This is a genomic window from Vibrio sp. A1-1 (genome assembly GCF_021728175.1).
Taxonomy (GTDB): domain Bacteria; phylum Pseudomonadota; class Gammaproteobacteria; order Enterobacterales; family Vibrionaceae; genus Vibrio; species Vibrio diabolicus.
Window position 1 is genome coordinate 129408 of the sequence record NZ_JAKKCL010000008.1, and the last position, 16364, is coordinate 145771.

General features: G+C 45.1%; 17 protein-coding genes and 1 other RNA gene. 7 read left to right on the forward strand and 11 right to left on the reverse strand.

Annotated elements, in window-relative coordinates:
* Positions 1 to 5: 5 nt before the first annotated feature.
* The 3 genes from rsmH to rsmI all read right to left on the reverse strand — a co-directional run bounded on the left by rsmH (position 6) and on the right by rsmI (position 2644).
* Positions 6 to 956: a 16S rRNA (cytosine(1402)-N(4))-methyltransferase RsmH gene (rsmH, locus tag L3V30_RS13320; protein ID WP_006743238.1), complete on the reverse strand. Its 951-nt coding sequence runs from the start codon at positions 954 to 956 to the stop codon at positions 6 to 8.
* Positions 957 to 1185: 229 nt separating this feature from the next.
* Positions 1186 to 1613, reverse strand: an RNA gene (rnpB, locus tag L3V30_RS13325) — RNase P RNA component class A.
* Between the two features lie 167 nt (positions 1614 to 1780).
* The gene (gene rsmI / locus L3V30_RS13330; protein WP_005396454.1) at positions 1781 to 2644 is read right to left on the reverse strand and encodes a 16S rRNA (cytidine(1402)-2'-O)-methyltransferase; all 864 of its coding nucleotides are present in this window, start codon (positions 2642 to 2644) and stop codon (positions 1781 to 1783) included.
* A 68-nt stretch (positions 2645 to 2712) separates the two neighbouring features.
* Here rsmI and L3V30_RS13335 point away from each other — a divergent pair, with 68 nt between their 5' ends.
* From L3V30_RS13335 to L3V30_RS13350, 4 genes are read left to right on the forward strand one after another with little or no spacing between them, the layout of a single operon-like run.
* Positions 2713 to 4524, forward strand: coding sequence for a penicillin-binding protein activator (locus tag L3V30_RS13335; protein WP_237309078.1), 1812 nt, complete (start codon positions 2713 to 2715; stop codon positions 4522 to 4524).
* The gene (locus L3V30_RS13340) at positions 4511 to 4879 is read left to right on the forward strand and encodes a YraN family protein (RefSeq protein ID WP_012842156.1); all 369 of its coding nucleotides are present in this window, start codon (positions 4511 to 4513) and stop codon (positions 4877 to 4879) included. Before L3V30_RS13335 ends, L3V30_RS13340 begins: the two co-directional genes overlap by 14 nt.
* Positions 4880 to 4882: 3 nt before the next feature.
* Positions 4883 to 5473: a phosphoheptose isomerase gene (locus tag L3V30_RS13345; RefSeq protein WP_005372901.1), complete on the forward strand. Its 591-nt coding sequence runs from the start codon at positions 4883 to 4885 to the stop codon at positions 5471 to 5473.
* A gap of 21 nt (positions 5474 to 5494) precedes the next feature.
* Positions 5495 to 6160: a BON domain-containing protein gene (locus tag L3V30_RS13350; RefSeq protein WP_005396458.1), complete on the forward strand. Its 666-nt coding sequence runs from the start codon at positions 5495 to 5497 to the stop codon at positions 6158 to 6160.
* A 70-nt stretch (positions 6161 to 6230) separates the two neighbouring features.
* Here L3V30_RS13350 and sspB read toward each other — a convergent pair whose 3' ends face one another.
* From sspB to zapE, 8 genes are all read right to left on the reverse strand, one after another.
* Positions 6231 to 6716 (reverse strand): ClpXP protease specificity-enhancing factor, encoded by a 486-nt coding sequence (gene sspB / locus L3V30_RS13355; protein ID WP_031780550.1) that lies wholly within the window; start codon positions 6714 to 6716, stop codon positions 6231 to 6233.
* Between the two features lie 17 nt (positions 6717 to 6733).
* Complete coding sequence (gene sspA, locus L3V30_RS13360; protein WP_005372897.1) at positions 6734 to 7369, reverse strand: stringent starvation protein SspA; 636 nt, start codon at positions 7367 to 7369, stop codon at positions 6734 to 6736.
* Positions 7370 to 7465: 96 nt separating this feature from the next.
* Positions 7466 to 8203 carry a cytochrome c1 gene (locus L3V30_RS13365; RefSeq protein WP_005372881.1) on the reverse strand — a complete coding sequence of 246 codons (738 nt, stop codon included), beginning with the start codon at positions 8201 to 8203 and terminating at the stop codon, positions 7466 to 7468.
* Positions 8200 to 9465 (reverse strand): cytochrome bc complex cytochrome b subunit, encoded by a 1266-nt coding sequence (locus L3V30_RS13370; protein ID WP_005372880.1) that lies wholly within the window; start codon positions 9463 to 9465, stop codon positions 8200 to 8202. Before L3V30_RS13370 ends, L3V30_RS13365 begins: the two co-directional genes overlap by 4 nt.
* Entirely contained in the window at positions 9465 to 10055 is a 591-nt protein-coding gene (petA, locus tag L3V30_RS13375) for a ubiquinol-cytochrome c reductase iron-sulfur subunit (RefSeq protein WP_005396462.1), read from the reverse strand. The genes L3V30_RS13370 and petA overlap by 1 nt, the downstream gene beginning before the upstream one ends.
* A gap of 618 nt (positions 10056 to 10673) precedes the next feature.
* Positions 10674 to 11066, reverse strand: a complete 393-nt coding sequence (gene rpsI, locus L3V30_RS13380) for a 30S ribosomal protein S9 (RefSeq protein ID WP_005372876.1) — start codon at positions 11064 to 11066, stop codon at positions 10674 to 10676.
* A gap of 15 nt (positions 11067 to 11081) precedes the next feature.
* Complete coding sequence (gene rplM / locus L3V30_RS13385; protein ID WP_012842158.1) at positions 11082 to 11510, reverse strand: 50S ribosomal protein L13; 429 nt, start codon at positions 11508 to 11510, stop codon at positions 11082 to 11084.
* Between the two features lie 250 nt (positions 11511 to 11760).
* Entirely contained in the window at positions 11761 to 12864 is a 1104-nt protein-coding gene (gene zapE, locus L3V30_RS13390) for a cell division protein ZapE (RefSeq protein WP_237309079.1), read from the reverse strand.
* Between the two features lie 195 nt (positions 12865 to 13059).
* Here zapE and zapG point away from each other — a divergent pair, with 195 nt between their 5' ends.
* The 3 genes from zapG to degS all read left to right on the forward strand — a co-directional run bounded on the left by zapG (position 13060) and on the right by degS (position 16329).
* On the forward strand, positions 13060 to 13503 hold the full coding sequence (zapG, locus tag L3V30_RS13395; RefSeq protein WP_005395919.1) for a Z-ring associated protein ZapG: 444 nt from the start codon (positions 13060 to 13062) through the stop codon (positions 13501 to 13503).
* A gap of 203 nt (positions 13504 to 13706) precedes the next feature.
* Complete coding sequence (locus L3V30_RS13400) at positions 13707 to 15074, forward strand: Do family serine endopeptidase (RefSeq protein ID WP_005395920.1); 1368 nt, start codon at positions 13707 to 13709, stop codon at positions 15072 to 15074.
* 190 nt (positions 15075 to 15264) lie between these two features.
* Positions 15265 to 16329, forward strand: a complete 1065-nt coding sequence (gene degS / locus L3V30_RS13405; RefSeq protein WP_046873999.1) for an outer membrane-stress sensor serine endopeptidase DegS — start codon at positions 15265 to 15267, stop codon at positions 16327 to 16329.
* Positions 16330 to 16364: the final 35 nt, after the last annotated feature.

Consider the following 16364-nt stretch of genomic DNA (forward strand, 5'->3'; position numbering starts at 1 on the left):
AATAATTAAAGCTTTTCTGCAATTCTTAGCACAGAGCTGCGCGAACGAGGGTTCATTTCAATTTCTTGTTTGCTTGGCTTAATCGCTTTGCTCACCGCTTTCATATTCGCACTACCAAGAGCACGAATTTGCTCTTCAGTCATTGGAATGCCATGTGGCACTTCAGGTCCTTTGCTCTCTTTACGGATAAAACGTTTGACCATACGGTCTTCCAGAGAGTGGAAACTGATGACAGATAAACGACCTTCAGGAGCCAGAATACTTGCCGCGCCTTTTAGTGCCGTATCAATTTCTTCTAACTCACTGTTGATGTAAATACGAAATGCCTGGAACGCACGAGTCGCAGGGTGTTTTTTCTCTTTAAAGCTTTTGGGTGCAGCATCTGAGATCAGCTTCGCGAGCTGGCCAGTACGTACCAGTGGTTCATTTTCTTCGTCTTCACGGTAGGCAACAATCGCTTTGGCAATACGGCGCGCGTGTTTGTCTTCACCAAACTCACGAATCACCCAAGTAATATCATCTAAGTCAGCTTCCATTAGCCATTGAGATACGGGAATACCTGATGTTGGGTCCATACGCATATCTAGCGGGCCGTCTTTCATAAAGCTAAAGCCACGCTCTGCGTCGTCTAACTGCGGCGAAGAAACACCTAAATCCAGTAGAACGCCATCAACTTTGCCAACCAAGTCATACTCTTCAGCATACTCAGCAATACCAGAAAATGGACCATGAATGATGGTGAAGCGAGGATCATTGATTTTGCCTGCTTCAGCTATCGCTTGAGGGTCACGATCGATACTGTACAGTCGGCCGTTTTCGCCGAGTTTAGATAAAATAGTCCGGCTGTGACCGCCACGGCCAAATGTTCCATCGATATAGATACCGTCTGGTTTGATAGCTAAGCCATCAATGGATTCATTTAATAACACGGAAATATGTTGGAAGGTTTCGGTCATAGCTTTCTCGTTGAATGATCTTGAAGCGATTTTAAGATATGTTGCTCTCTCATGCTGAATACTTATAGCAAAAGATCAACCTACCATAGTGTACTGATTTCCCACATCATCGCCACCTCAAGTCTAAAGTCTGACGTGATTTAACGCCAAGTTTATTGGTAATGACAGGGTTTGCGTCAATAAAATGCAAAAAACCCATCACTACAAAAAGTAGTGATGGGTCTCGAATAGTTGGAGTCGACACATAAGCCGGGTTCTGTTCCGCTTGCGCGGCGGTAGCCATTCGTCTAGGCCAGCAATCGCTCACTGGCTCAAGCAACCTACCCGCCTCCTTACGCGAGCAACGCAATGTGGAGGCCTATTTGGTCTTGCTCCGGGTGGAGTTTACCCTGCAACGAACTATTGCTAGTCGTCCGGTGCGCTCTTACCGCACCCTTTCACCCTTACCTGTGCCCTAGGGCCATCGGCGGTCTTCTCTCTGCTGCACTTGTCGTAGGCTTGCGCCTCCCAGGCGTTACCTGGCACCCTGCTCTATGGAGCCCGGACTTTCCTCCCCTTTACCAGTCTCCCGAAGGACGTCAACGTCAGTCTCCCAAAGGACTTCAACGTCAGTCTCCCGAAGGACATCAGTAAAGCAGCGACTACCCAGTCAACTCCGAGGGCGGATTGTATAGAGTTATCTACTCAGAGTCTAGTGAGATCACAGATATGATGAAATGAATGCATTGAGTGGTGTTTTTTTAACCTAACCATCAAACATTGAGCCTAAAAAAGGCCGATATTTTCACATCGACCCGCTTTACCATGTGTCTCGTTAGCAGTGCTTAGTCTAAGTTTTCTAAGCCCCACTTATACAGCGCATTCTTCTTCAAGTTATGAATTTCTGCCACCAAAGCCGCTGCTTTTTTCAAAGGCAGCTCTTTGGTTAAAATCCCTAATGTACGCAAGGCATCATCTGGCAATGAATCGTCCGCGGTTTCGCGGTGACCATGTACCAATAATACCATTTCGCCACGCTGTTGGTTATCGTCACTTTTCACCCACTCAATTAACTCACCTAATGGCATACCTTGAATGGTTTCAAAGGTTTTCGTTAGTTCTCTCGCCAACACGACTTCTCTATCTGGGCCAAGAACGTCTAACATGTCTTGTAGAGAGTCCAAAATACGGTGCGGTGACTCGTAAAAAATACACGTACGCTCTACCGAAGCAATCTCTAGGAATTTATCCTTACGGCCTTTGCTTTTCGGTGGTAAAAAGCCTTCGAAGCTAAAGCGATCGGATGGCAAGCCTGATGCACTTAACGCCGTAATGACCGCGCAAGCACCAGGAAGCGGCACAACTCTAACGCCCGCTTGACGACATTTTGTCACCAAATGGTATCCTGGGTCGCTGATAAGTGGCGTACCAGCGTCAGAAACTAACGCGATAGACTGACCGGAAAGCAGCTTTTCTACCAAAACCTGTGCTTTTTGCTGTTCATTGTGATCATGCAGAGCAAAAGTTTTGGTTTGAATATTGAAGTGAGACAGTAATTTACCCGTATGTCGAGTATCCTCAGCAGCAATGATGTCCACCGTCGACAGAATTTCGATAGCACGTTGGGTGATATCCGCTAAATTTCCGATTGGAGTCGGTACGATATAGAGAGTTGGCCCCTCATTCGGCAACTTATTTTTATCTGTCATTTGTTTACCATCACTTCAACGATTAATATAGAGACAATTTTGTACAAAATTATAGAGAACTCACGGCAATGATTAACCATAAGAGACTCAGTGTACCACGCATACTTACTCCTGTTGCACTAGCAATTACGCTCGCCGCCTGTTCTTCAGGTCCAAGACAGCCTGATGGCGTTGATGTAACACTTGAGCCTACTCAGTCTGTTCAGAACTATATGATCCAAGCTGATAGCACGGAAGGCAGTTTACAAAATGACTGGTTGATCATGGCAACCAAAGCCGCTATTCAAGCGAACCAGCTTGATCAAGCAGAACTGTTGATCAAACGTCTGGCTCGACAACAGTTGACCGAAGTTCAGCAAGCGGAGTGGCAACTGGCGCGTGCGACCATACAGCAAAAGCAAGGTAATTACTCGCAGTTGCTGCAATTGTTAAACTTTAAACCTTGGTGGAAATTGCCAAACGAGCAATGGAAAGACTATTACTTGATGCGTGCCGACGCTTATCAAGGCCTTAACCAAGCGTTTGAAGCAAACCGCCAGCTGGTTGCATTTGGTCAATACGCCTCGTCAGCAGAGCAGAGGGAAATCTCTAGCCGTATTTGGATGAACTTTGGCAGCTACTCAGAATATGAACTCACCTCATTAGAAACAGAGCCGAATGAGGATGTTCTAGACGGCTGGCTTCAGCTGGCTGTTTATGCAAAAACGCTATCGGGCAACCTGTCCCAACTTAAAAATACGCTAGAGCGCTGGTTAAGCGAAAATCCTTCGCACCCTGCTGCTATCTATACACCAGAAGAGATTCAAAACATTCTCTCTCTTGATATCGTGAAGCCAAACAATACTGCTTTATTGCTGCCGCTGACGGGTAAGTTCTCGCCACAAGCGCAATTAATTCGTGATGGTTTTGTGTTTGCGATGATGAATGATCGTAATCGAGATCCTAGTGCAACACTTACGGTGATTGACACCAATGCGTATAACGCTGACCAAATTAAACAACGCTTGATCAATGAAAACATCGATTTTGTTGTTGGCCCTCTAGAAAAAGAGAACGTGGAGTTGTTGCACACAACCATGGATGGCTCAGCAAATGGCCCTACCATTCCAGCCCTTGCGCTAAATATCCCCGAGGATGTGCAACCAGATAGCAATATTTGCTACTTGGCATTATCACCGGAACAAGAAGCTGCACAAGCTGCAAAACACTTGTTCAGCGAAGGCTACAACTTCCCTCTTATTCTTGCACCAAAAGGCAGCTTTGGAGAGCGTGTAACTGAGGCTTTCAACAAAGAATGGCGAAAGTACAGCTCTAACAAAGTCGCAGCAAGTTACTTTGGTGACAAGCGCCAACTTCAAAAAGACATCAATGAAGTATTTGGCCTGCAAGAGAGCAAGCAGCGTATCGCCCAAATGCAATCATTAATGCGAATTAAGCTTGAAACACAGCCACGTAGCCGTCGTGATGTTGATGCGGTTTATATCGTAGCTAGAAGCACTGAGCTGACTTTGATCAAGCCGTTTATCGAAGTAGCGATTAACCCTGATGCGAAAGCACCACAAATCTTCTCTAGTTCGCGTAGCAACAGTGGCGGCGCGACATACGAAGATCTAACAGGCATCATCTACAGCGACATTCCATTGCTGATTGACCCAGATCCTAGCGTGACCGCTGAAATGAACGAGCTTTGGTCAGAGCAATCTAACATGGAAAAACGTTTGAAAGCTCTCGGTATGGATGCATATAAATTGATCGGTGAACTTCCACAAATGAAGGTCGTTCCTGGTTACTCAGTCGGTGGCCAAACCGGTATTTTAAGTATCGACAACAACTGTGTTGTACAGCGTGAATTGAGCTGGGCTGAGCGTGGGGCTCTTTAGTAAGCGCCAAATCGGAAATCAATATGAAGCTCTGGCGAAGCACTATTTGCAACGCCAGGGCTTGCGCTTTATTGAACAAAATTTCCTGACCAAGGTCGGTGAGATTGATTTAATCTTCCAACAAGGTGAAACTATCGTGTTTGTTGAAGTCAAATACCGTAAGAACGATCACTTTGGCTCAGCAGCAGAAATGGTAACGCACGCAAAAATGCGCAAGCTAATCAAAACTGCACAAGTTTGGCTTAGCCAACAAAAGCGCTTAAAACACAATATCGATTATCGGTTTGATGTCATCGCTATTCATGACAATGGGCGAGATATCAACTGGATAGAAAACGCAATCTCTGAAGGATAAGCGATGCTAGACAGCATTAAAGACAGCTTTACAGAAAGTATTCAAATTCAAATCGCAGCAGCAGAGGCGCTGCCCGATGCCATTACTCACGCGGCCCAAGCGATGGTCTCAAGCTTGCTCAATGGCAACAAAATTTTATGTTGTGGTAATGGCGGCAGTGCTTCAAACGCTCAACAATTTGTTTCTTGTCTTTTAAACCGTTTTGAAACTGAGCGCCCTAGCCTGCCAGCAATGGCCTTAACAGCCGATAATACAACCCTGACCGCTGTTGCAAACGACTACCACTACCAGGAAATTTTCTCAAAACAGGTACGAGCGTTTGGCCAGCCAGGCGACATTCTGCTTGCCATGTCGACTAGCGGTAACAGCAAAAATATTATCAAAGCGATGGAAGCGGCCGTAACTCGAGACATGACGATTATCGCGCTAACAGGAAAAGATGGCGGTGAGATGGCAGGCCTGCTTGGTGAGAACGACGTCGAAATTCGTATTCCATCACACCGCACTGCACGTATTCACGAAGTACATATGGTGACACTCCATTGTCTTTGTGATCTTATTGACCAGGTGCTTTTCCCTGCTCATGAAGAGTAACCAAGACTGAGGGTCAGAATTATGATACGTAGCCTCGTTATCTTATTAACAGCATTGAGTTTAAGTGGTTGCGCTGGCTTGTTTATCGCTGGCGCTGCAACCACAGCAAATATTGTCACGGACACACGCAGTACAAAACAAATTTGGCAGGACAACAACATCGAATTCGAAGTTGCGGCGATCGGTAACAAGGCGCCGTTTAAAGGTGAAGTTCGTGTGGTTGCCAGCTCCTATAACGGTACGGTTGTTCTTATGGGTCAGGCTCCAACGCAAGACCTTATCCATGCTTTAGAGCGAAGAGCTCGAGAAGTTAGTGGTGTGAAAGTCATACACAATCAAATCAAACAAAAAGAGCCACTCACTGTCACTCAAATTAGCAACGACAGCTGGATCACAACCAAAGTAAAATCAGCCTTGCTTACCGACTCTGAACTCAATGGCGTTAAGGTTAAAGTGATCACCGAAGACGGCGATGTTTTTCTGTTTGGTTATGTCACACCAGAGCAAGGCGAGCGAGCGACAGAAATCGCGCGTAATATCTCTGGCGTAAAACAAGTCATTAAAGGGTTCCAATATGGCGAAATGGAACCTGTTGAAGTGGACTTACCGAGTGACGGTGTACAAACAATAGAAAGTGAGACAAACGCGGAAAATGAAGCCAACGTCGAAGCATTTACGATTGAGTAATTGCGAAACATCACTTGAAAACACGTCAAGACACTAAAAAGAAAAAAAGCAGCGTTACGCTGCTTTTTTATTATTTAATCACTCTTAAGCTTGGTTTGCCTTTTGGTCGAGGAGCATCGTCCTCTTCGGCATCCGAATCAGAGGCTAACTCAGAAGGCTCATCGCTAACCGTTGTAAACGATGGGGATGATTCTTCCTCGGTCATCGCTTCTTCTTCGATGTGAGTGTACGCTTCTTCTGGTTCAAACATAGTACCAGCACCATTCTCACGCGCATAAATAGCTTGGACAGCATACACAGGCACAATTACTGAGTGTGGACGACCGCTAAAGCGAGCATGGAAGGTAATCGCATCATTACCTAACTCAAGATTACCCACCGCACGTGGCGCAATATTCAAAATAATTTGACCATCTTGAATAAACTCAACCGGTACACGTACGCCCGGCATCGTTGCATCCACCACCAAGTGAGGAGTCAAGTCATTGTCTACTAGCCAATCGTAAAATGCACGAAGCATATACGGACGGCGAGCAGTCATTTTTGCAATATCCATAACGTGTTCTAAATCGCTTAGCGAACTAGGCGCATTTCACGTTCAGCTTCAGTTAAAGAAGCAAGGAACGAATCACGTTCAAATACGCGGTTCATGTACACCTTGATTTCTTTTGAACCAGGGCCAACCAGATCGATACCAAGTTGAGGCAAACGCCACAATAATGGAGCTAGGTAACAGTCGATCAAGCTGAATTCTTCGCTCATGAAGTACTCATATTCAGCAAAAATTGGCGCTAATGTCAGAAGATCATTACGCAGCTTTGTGCGTGCTTTTTCTGATTCTTCTGCATTACCTTTCATCACTTTTTCAGCGAGTGAATACCAGTTGCGTTCGATACGGTACATCATCAAGCGGCTGTTGCCACGAGCAACAGGGTAAACCGGCATTAGAGGTGGATGAGGGAAACGCTCGTCCAAGTACTCCATGATGATTTTTGAATCGTAAAGAGCTAGCTCACGGTCAACAAGAGTTGGCACTGATTTATATGGGTTTAGCTCAACAAGCTCAGCAGGAAGGTTTGCTTCGTCAACAAGCTCAACTTCAACACTTACGCCTTTTTCAGCTAGTACAATGCGAACCTGATGGCTATACAAATCTGATGCACTTGAGAAAAGAGTCATCACAGAACGTTTATTGGCAGCTACAGCCATGGAGCCCTCCAGTACACTTACAAATAAAAACAATGGAGGCTAAGCCTCCATTGTACATCAATTAAAATTGGGAATTAGCACGGTATTTTAGCACAATTAATGCACATCGCGCCAATACTCTTTCTTGAGCATCACGACAACGATAGTTAGAAGCACTAAGAAGCCCATTACCCACCAACCTAAAGCATGACGCTCAAGCTGCACTGGGTCACCTGAATAAACCAAGAAGTTCACTAGGTCGCCAACCGCTTTGTCGTATTCGCCTTCGCTCAGCTCACCCGTACCGTCTGTTTCAGTACCAACAACAACTTGTACTTCTTCGCCATCTACGATTTTCGTATCGTAAATCGGCGTCGGGATACCCTGTAGCTCTTCGAGCACATGTGGCATACCAACACTCGGGAAGACAATGTTGTTCACGCCGAATGGACGAGATGGATCAACATAGAAAGAGCGTAAGTAAGTGTATAACCAATCAGCACCACGAACTCGTGCAACCAACGTAAGATCTGGTGGTGGAGCACCAAACCAGTTTGCCGCTTGCTTCGGTGGCATTGCGTTGACCATTAGATCACCGATTTTCGCTTCAGGATTGAAAATCAGGTTTTCTTTCATTAAGTCTGTTGGAATTTCCAAGTCTGTTGCTACACGCTCATAACGCTGATACTGCGTTGAGTGACAAGCAAAACAGTAGTTCATGAACAACTTCGCACCGTTTTGTAGCGAAGCTTTATCCGTTAGGTCAACATTCGCTTTATCAAGCGGAACGTTAGCCCCCGCTGCCATCGCTAGTGATGGCAACATAGCAAATAGAATTACAATCCACTTCTTCATTTGAATGTCACCCTCTCTGGTAATGGTTTGGTTGCTTCATTTTTGCTGTAGAAGAACAGCAACACAAAGAACATGAAGTAACACAAGCTAAAGATCTGAGATAGTAGTGTATACGTTGGGGTTGCAGGTAACGCACCTAAAATACCCAGAGCGATAAAGGCGATAGTGAACTGTACAATATTCAACAGATGAAGTTTGCTACGGTAACGGTATGAACGAACTTTACAACGATCCAACCAAGGTAGAACAAACAGCACTGCAATTGACGCACCCATTAGGATAACACCTAATAGTTTGTCTGGAACCGCACGTAAGATTGCGTAAAACGGCGTGAAGTACCATACCGGAGCAATGTGCTCTGGTGTCTTCAGTGGGTTGGCCGCTTCAAAGTTAGGCGGTTCAAGGAAGTATCCTCCCATTTCTGGGTTAAAGAACAGCACGTAACAGAAGAAGAACAAGAAACCAGCCACACCAACTAAGTCCTTAACCGTACCGTATGGGTGGAAAGGAATAGAGTCGATAATGTCGTATTTCTTCGTGTAGTAATCGTGGAACTTGAACTGTGTCTTGTAATCATCGCCCATTGAACCTTTTGGTAGCTTAGTTTCGATACCATCAGGGTTGTTTGAGCCGACTTCGTGCAGCGCCAATACGTGCAGAACCACAAGAAGAAGCAGAACGATAGGCAGTGCAATAACGTGTAGTGCGAAGAAACGGTTTAACGTTGCACCAGAGATGATGTAGTCACCACGGATCCAAAGCGTTAGATCATCACCGATAACAGGAATCGCACCAAACAAAGAAATGATTACCTGCGCACCCCAGTATGACATCTGACCCCATGGCAGTAGGTAACCCATGAATGCTTCAGCCATTAGAACGAGGAAGATCAACATACCGAAGATCCACAGTAGTTCACGAGGTTTTTGGTATGAGCCGTAGATCAGGCCACGGAACATGTGCAAGTACACAACAACGAAAAACGCAGATGCGCCAGTTGAGTGCATGTAACGTAGAAGCCAACCGTACTCTACATCACGCATGATGTACTCGATAGAAGCAAACGCACCGTCACCAGAAGGAACGTAGTTCATCGTTAGCCAAATACCCGTTAGGATTTGGTTAACCAGAACCAGCATCGCCAGAGAACCGAAAAGGTACCAAAAGTTGAAGTTCTTAGGCATTGGGTATTCAGACAAATGCTTTTTATAAGCATTCATTGCAGGAATACGCTTTTCAACCCAGTCTAACATTGCTTGCATTATGCATCCCCCTCATCAACACCCACAATGAGCTTGGTGTCGCTCAAATACATGTGCTTAGGAACGACAAGGTTCAATGGAGCAGGTACCCCTTGGAACACTCGACCAGCCATATCGAACTTAGAACCATGACAAGGACAGAAGAAACCAGATCTTACGCCCTGGACCTGCTCTGAGAAAGAGTCTGGTAGATAGGTTGGTGAACAACCTAGGTGAGTACAGAAACCAACAGCGACAAAAAACTCTTCCTTAATCGAACGAAACTCATTCTGAGCGTACTCAGGCTGCTGTTCCATTTCAGATTGCGGATCACGAAGCTTATCGCCGATCGTTTTTAAGTTATCTAGAACGCTTTGAGTGCGGCGAACAATCCATACAGGTTTCCCCTGCCACTCGACACGAACCAGCTGACCTGGTTCAATTTTACTTATATCCACTTCCACCGGTGCACCTGCCGCTTTGGCTTTGGCACTCGGATTCCATGATTTGATAAAAGGCACGGCGACGGCGACTGCCCCTAACCCACCAACAACTGCCGTTGTAGCGGTTAGAAAACGCCTGCGACCGTTATTTAAAGGCGCGTTGCTCATCCAAACATTCTCCCATTTGCTCCCTTTGGATCGTTATTATTCCGCTTATAAGAGCATGGCTAACAAATAATGAATTTAGTTCTATTTATTGGAGGGAAATGATAAAGAAAACCCTACTTTTTGACAAGATAAAGCTACCTTTTTGTAACATTTGTGAGGCAAATCGCTCGCGTCGTCACAAAAGCGGCAGAATTATAAAAAATTGATGTGATTTGTAACAAGAAAGCACAACATGGAAGTTCTGCTGAAAGCTATTCAAACCTTTTATCTTGGTAGTTTTCAGTTAATTACACAGCAAAATATTTCTTAGTGCGCATTCAACTTACGTTGTTTGTATTTTCACTTTTGTAGCACGCCGCATACGCAAAAAAGACGAGTAGGCATTTTAAAACATGTTGCAGGGATATTAAGACGTAAAGGCATCCACAGCAGATAAATAAGCTTATAACGTATGGTAAGGAAGAAGCTTTACTCTGAGCCTAGTTATAAGTGAATACAAATGGATATTGATAGGCAGGTATTATTTCTTTAAAAACAAAAAAGCCCGGCATAGAGCCGAGCTTTTGGTACACAGTTTCCAGAGTAACTCTGAAAAGCAGAATTTCCAATAAGAGGAAATTAACGCTTAGAGAACTGTGGACGACGACGTGCTTTACGTAGACCAACTTTCTTACGTTCAACGCAACGAGCGTCACGAGTAACGTAGCCAGCTGCGCGTAGAGCAGGACGTAGAGACTCATCGTATTCCATAAGCGCGCGAGTGATACCGTGACGGATAGCACCAGCTTGACCAGAAATACCGCCGCCTTTAACTGTTACGTAAAGGTCTAGCTTTTCAGTTAGTTCAACAAGTTCTAGAGGTTGTTGTACAACCATGCGAGCTGTTGGACGACCGAAGTATTCGTCAAGGTTACGCTTGTTTACTACAATGTTGCCGCTGCCTGGTTTAATAAAAACACGTGCAGCTGAGCTTTTGCGACGGCCAGTGCCGTAGTATTGATTCTCTGCCATTTTCGAAATCCCCAATTAGATGTCTAGTACTTGTGGTTGTTGAGCAACATGGTTGTGCTCAGCGCCTGCGTAAACTTTAAGCTTACGGTACATAGCACGGCCTAGAGGACCACGTGGAAGCATGCCTTTAACTGCAAGCTCAAGAACCATCTCAGGTTTACGATCGATCAACTTTTCAAAAGTGATAGATTTTAGACCACCTGGGAACTCAGAGTGACGGTAGTACACTTTGTTCTTAGCTTTGTTACCAGTTACAGCAACTTTCTCAGCGTTGATAACGATGATGTAGTCACCAGCGTCAACGTGAGGAGTGTATTCAGCTTTATGTTTGCCACGTAGGCGAGATGCAATTTCACTTGCTAGACGACCAAGAGTTTTACCTTCAGCGTCTACAACGTACCAGTCGCGTTTTACAGTTTCTGGTTTAGCAACGAAAGTTTTCATGCTAATAATAACCCGTTAATTAAAATTTAAACTTTAAGGAACACCGTTCTGGTGCTCCCACACTGTCTAAGAGCCCAGTCATCACCCCTTCGAGTCGTTGGTACTCTCGACCTTCAATTTCGAAATAACTTCGATAATCCGGTCTGCAGTAACGGTGGGTCGCAGGATTATAGAGAAGAGCGAAGAAAAAATCACCTTTTTTTGCGCCAAATCACTAATTTTTTCTTCACTTTTTAAGAACCCACTAGATTTAGGCCAAATGCTCACGCGCGAGGTACTCATGACTTTGCATCTCAGTGAGCCGAGACAAACAGCGCTTAAATTCAAACTCGAGCTGCCCCTCAGTATATAAGTCTTCCATTGGCACTTCAGCAGAAATAATCAACTTCACATTGCGCTCGTAAAACTCATCGACCAGTGCAATAAAACGTCTCGCTGCATCATCTATTTTACGATTCATCTGTTGAACGTCCGCCAGTAATACCGTGTGATAAATTCGGGATAGCTCAATATAGTCATTTTGACTGCGAGCGGTTTGGCATAACTGAGTAAAAGACGCATGCAGAACCCCATCACTCGCTTCAATTACCTCAAGCTGACGGTGATTAACTTCGATTTGATGAGCGACGATCTGACGTTCGCCCGTCAGCTGCTGATAATACTTGTTGAGGTTAATGTTGGCCTGTTCATCAAGTGGATAATGGTATATTTCGGCCTGTTCAAGCGTTCTTAAGCGATAATCAACGCCACTATCAACATTCAACACGTCACAGCGTGCCAAAATCATATCAATTGCAGGCAAAAAGCGCGCTCTTTGTAAGCCATTACGATATAAGTTCTGCGGTTCGATGTTTGAAGTCGCGACTAGGATCATCTGCCGCTTGAACATCTCTTGGAGTAACGTTGCAAGGATCATCGCATCCGTAATGTCAGAGACAAAAAATTCATCAAAGCAAACCACATCCGCTTCTTCTTTGAATTTATCCGCTACTTTTGCTAGCGGATTTTCGACATCACCTAACAGCTTCAACTCATCATGTACTCGATACATGAAGCGGTGAAAGTGTACGCGCATTTTTCTTTGGGTTGGTAAAGCATCAAAAAACGCATCCATGAGGTACGTTTTACCGCGTCCGACTCCTCCCCAAAAGTAAAGACCTTTTGGGGGCTCAGGCATGTCGATTTTTTTCCCCATGAGCTTTTGCCATTTGGAAAGCTGGGGCACAGGAGCTGACTGAAATTCAACGATAGCATGGTAAAGCTTATCTAATGCAACGACCGCTTGATACTGAGCTTCATCACGCTGAAACCCGTGTTCTGCTATGTCTTTTTGATATTGTTGTAGTGGTGTCATCGTATTAAGTCGTATAGAGGTACTGGGAAAAGGGTTACCTCGGGGTCAACTTTGAGAATAGAGAGAAGTAGTTATCAGTCCCCGAAGACATACTGCTATTTTTCTTTATCGGCTGTTCAAGCCATAGTAACATGGACTAGCACCGCGTGTAACTAAGTAGTAAAAGACTTGTTAAAACAACTATAAGGAGCAGTTATGCCTTGGATTTATGCCATTGTGGGTTTGCTGGTCGGTACAATCGTAGGCGTAGTCATTAGTAGACTAACCACCCCTGAATACAAGAAACAAAAGTCTGTGCAGAAAGAACTTGAAGCGGCCAAGTTTGAACTAGAGCAACAACGTCAAGAGCTCGTCGATCATTTTGCACAAACCGCAGAAATGTTGGATACACTAGGTAAAGATTACACCAAGCTGTACCAACATATGGCTAAGACCTCTTCTGAGCTTTTGCCAAACTTGCCAGAGCAAGACAACCCGTTTGATAAGAAAACGGCAATGTCTTCTGAAGCTATTGCAGAAGATCAACCAGAGTTTAATGAACAGCCAAAAGACTACGCCAATGGCGCAACGGGTCTTTTAAAGGATCAAGAGAAAGAAATCATTAATGCTCCCGAAGCGGTAACCGCAAAAGCATCATAATCTTCTCTTACCTCTATCTACTAGGGCCGATACATTTGTATCGGCCCTTTTTTGAACTTTTTCTCCTTACCTTTGCTCTAACTTGGATGTGAACTGCCTCCCCCTTTGATTATCCGAACTAGGCCCTATATTAGTTATTAACAAAGTGAACTAACCGTTCGGATATTTCTTTTTGGCAGACATGTTTCAAGAGGAGTTATTGGATGAAAAAACCACTGCTTGCGCTCACCGTTCTATCTCTGAGTTTGGGCTCTATTATTGCGCCAGTTCAAGCCACCGCCGCATTACCTTTAAATGTGGATGGCCAACAGTTACCTAGCTTGGCGCCCATGCTTGAGAAAGTAACCCCTGCTGTTGTGAGTATTGCTGTAGAAGGCAAACAAGTACAAACCAGCCGTATTCCCGAACAATTTCAATTCTTCTTTGGACCGGACTTTCCGATGGAGCAAAGGCGCGAGCGCCCGTTCAGAGGTTTAGGTTCTGGTGTCATTATTGATGCGAAAAAAGGGCATATCGTCACTAACTACCACGTAATCAAGGGCGCGGATGAGATTCGAGTTCGCCTCTATGATGGTCGCGAGTATGACGCTACGCTCGTTGGCGGCGATGAGATGGCCGATGTTGCGTTGCTTAAATTAGAAAAAGCGAAAAACTTAACGCAAATTAAAGTCGCAGATTCCGACAAACTTCGCGTAGGTGACTTTACGGTTGCGATTGGTAACCCATTCGGACTCGGTCAAACCGTGACGTCGGGCATCGTCTCAGCGTTAGGCCGTAGTGGCTTGAACGTTGAAAACTTCGAAAACTTCATCCAAACCGATGCCGCAATTAACAGCGGTAACTCTGGTGGTGCATTGGTCAACCTTAATGGTGAGCTGATCGGTATTAATACTGCGATTTTAGGCCCTAACGGCGGTAACGTGGGGATTGGCTTTGCGATTCCGTCCAACATGATGAAAAACCTCACCGAGCAAATTCTAGAGTTTGGTGAAGTCAAACGCGGCATGTTGGGTGTACAGGGCGGTGAAGTAACCTCTGAGCTGGCTGATGCATTGGGTTACGAGTCGAGTAAAGGAGCCTTTATTGGCCAAGTCGTACCAGACAGCGCAGCCGATAAAGCTGGATTGAAAGCCGGTGATGTAATTGTATCGGTAAACGGCAAAGCGATTAATACTTTCTCAGAGCTCCGCGCAAAAGTGGCAACGCTGGGCGCAGGAAAAGAAATCACGTTAGGTGTGGTTCGAGATGGTAAGAATAAAACCTTTGATGTAACGCTTGGCGAATCTACAAATATGAAAGCCAAAGCCGAAACATTACACGAAGGGCTCAAGGGTGCGGAATTAAGCAATACGACACCAAGTGATGCAATTCAAGGCGTTAAAGTATCGAGCGTTGCAGATAACTCTCCGGCTGCTCAATATCAATTACAACAAGGGGACATCATTATCGGTGTGAACCGTCAGCGCGTGAAAAACCTTGCTGAGCTTCGTGCAATCGTGGATAAGCACAAAGGCGTATTGGCTCTGAATATTCAGCGTGGCGAACGTACTATTTATCTTGTTATTCGTTAGTCACTTTCAAAGTAATAGGAAATAAGGTTTTCGATGCATAGCATCGAGTAATAAGCCTCGAATACTTTTCCTTATCGCTCAATAGCTAATGAAAAGGGCAGCACGATTCCGTGCTGCCCTTTTGTTATTTTTCAATGTAATGCTATTCTTCATCTTCTATGCCATTTTGGCGCTCATGCATGGAGAGGATATGCTCAGCTTTTTATTACGTTCTGTCTTTTTAGGCTTGGCTACTGCCGCAGTGGTATTACTGGCGGTGCCATCTTTGCGCCACAACGTAATTCCTGCCGCGCTAGATCCGCAACCTGTTAATATCGCGTCCGTTGAGTTGACATTTAATCAGGCGGTGCGAAGAGCAGCACCTGCCGTAGTAAACATCTACAGCCGTAAATATGTTGAAAATGATCGCAGTAAACTCTCGACTCAAGGTCTGGGTTCAGGTGTCATTGTCAGTGAGAAAGGCTACATCATTACCAACTACCATGTGGTTGCTCAAGCAGACCAAATTGTTGTCGCATTACAAGACGGTAGAGCCGCGGCAGCTCAGCTAGTTGGCACGGATAAACGCACAGACATTGCCGTACTTCGTGTCGAAGGTTCGAATTTACCTGTTATTCCTCTTAACTCTAATTACAAACCACAAGTTGGTGATGTGGTCCTAGCCATCGGTAACCCATACAACCTTGGGCAAACCACAACGTTCGGCATTATTTCAGCAACAGGACGCTCATCTATTAGCGATGGTCGCCAAGCATTTATTCAAACCGATGCCGCTATCAATGAGGGGAACTCTGGTGGCGCCCTAGTGAACACTCAAGGTGAGCTCGTCGGCATTAATACCGCCTCTTTTCAGCAAGCGACAGACTTAGAAACTTACGGTATTTCTTTTGCTATCCCTGCGCCACTAGCGAGTAAGATCATGCAGAAAATCATCGCTGATGGCCGCGTGATTCGTGGTTATATTGGAATCGACGGCCAAGACATTAATGCGGTCACTGCTCGTCTACTTGGAAATGAACACATAGGTGGTATTGTCGTACTTGGTATTGATCCAAATGGCCCAGCAAATGCGGCTGGCTTTCAAAAACAAGATATCATTATCAGTATTGATGGCAATAAAGTTCAAGGACGTCAGAGCGTTATGGATATCGTCACCGATTTACGGCCTGGCACCACCGTGGATGTCGGCATTATTCGCAAAGGAAAAGAGATGAGCTTGAAAGTCACGATTGCTGAAGACAAGCAAGAAGCATAAAAAATCCCAGCCATTGGCTGGGATTTTTTATTTGT

What these genes read in the sequence shown, in the direction of transcription:
- L3V30_RS13370 (WP_005372880.1), bottom strand. Translation starts at nt 9,465, where the DNA reads ATGCAAGCAATGTTAGACTGGGTTGAAAAGCGTATTCCTGCAATGAAT.
- rsmI (WP_005396454.1), bottom strand. Translation starts at nt 2,644, where the DNA reads ATGACAGATAAAAATAAGTTGCCGAATGAGGGGCCAACTCTCTATATC.
- rplM (WP_012842158.1), bottom strand. Translation starts at nt 11,510, where the DNA reads ATGAAAACTTTCGTTGCTAAACCAGAAACTGTAAAACGCGACTGGTAC.
- petA (WP_005396462.1), bottom strand. Translation starts at nt 10,055, where the DNA reads ATGAGCAACGCGCCTTTAAATAACGGTCGCAGGCGTTTTCTAACCGCT.
- sspA (WP_005372897.1), bottom strand. Translation starts at nt 7,369, where the DNA reads ATGGCTGTAGCTGCCAATAAACGTTCTGTGATGACTCTTTTCTCAAGT.
- degS (WP_046873999.1), top strand. Translation starts at nt 15,265, where the DNA reads ATGCTCAGCTTTTTATTACGTTCTGTCTTTTTAGGCTTGGCTACTGCC.
- zapG (WP_005395919.1), top strand. Translation starts at nt 13,060, where the DNA reads ATGCCTTGGATTTATGCCATTGTGGGTTTGCTGGTCGGTACAATCGTA.
- rpsI (WP_005372876.1), bottom strand. Translation starts at nt 11,066, where the DNA reads ATGGCAGAGAATCAATACTACGGCACTGGCCGTCGCAAAAGCTCAGCT.
- L3V30_RS13400 (WP_005395920.1), top strand. Translation starts at nt 13,707, where the DNA reads ATGAAAAAACCACTGCTTGCGCTCACCGTTCTATCTCTGAGTTTGGGC.
- rsmH (WP_006743238.1), bottom strand. Translation starts at nt 956, where the DNA reads ATGACCGAAACCTTCCAACATATTTCCGTGTTATTAAATGAATCCATT.
- L3V30_RS13365 (WP_005372881.1), bottom strand. Translation starts at nt 8,203, where the DNA reads ATGAAGAAGTGGATTGTAATTCTATTTGCTATGTTGCCATCACTAGCG.
- zapE (WP_237309079.1), bottom strand. Translation starts at nt 12,864, where the DNA reads ATGACACCACTACAACAATATCAAAAAGACATAGCAGAACACGGGTTT.
- L3V30_RS13350 (WP_005396458.1), top strand. Translation starts at nt 5,495, where the DNA reads ATGATACGTAGCCTCGTTATCTTATTAACAGCATTGAGTTTAAGTGGT.
- sspB (WP_031780550.1), bottom strand. Translation starts at nt 6,716, where the DNA reads ATGGATATTGCAAAAATGACTGCTCGCCGTCCGTATATGCTTCGTGCA.
- L3V30_RS13335 (WP_237309078.1), top strand. Translation starts at nt 2,713, where the DNA reads ATGATTAACCATAAGAGACTCAGTGTACCACGCATACTTACTCCTGTT.
- L3V30_RS13345 (WP_005372901.1), top strand. Translation starts at nt 4,883, where the DNA reads ATGCTAGACAGCATTAAAGACAGCTTTACAGAAAGTATTCAAATTCAA.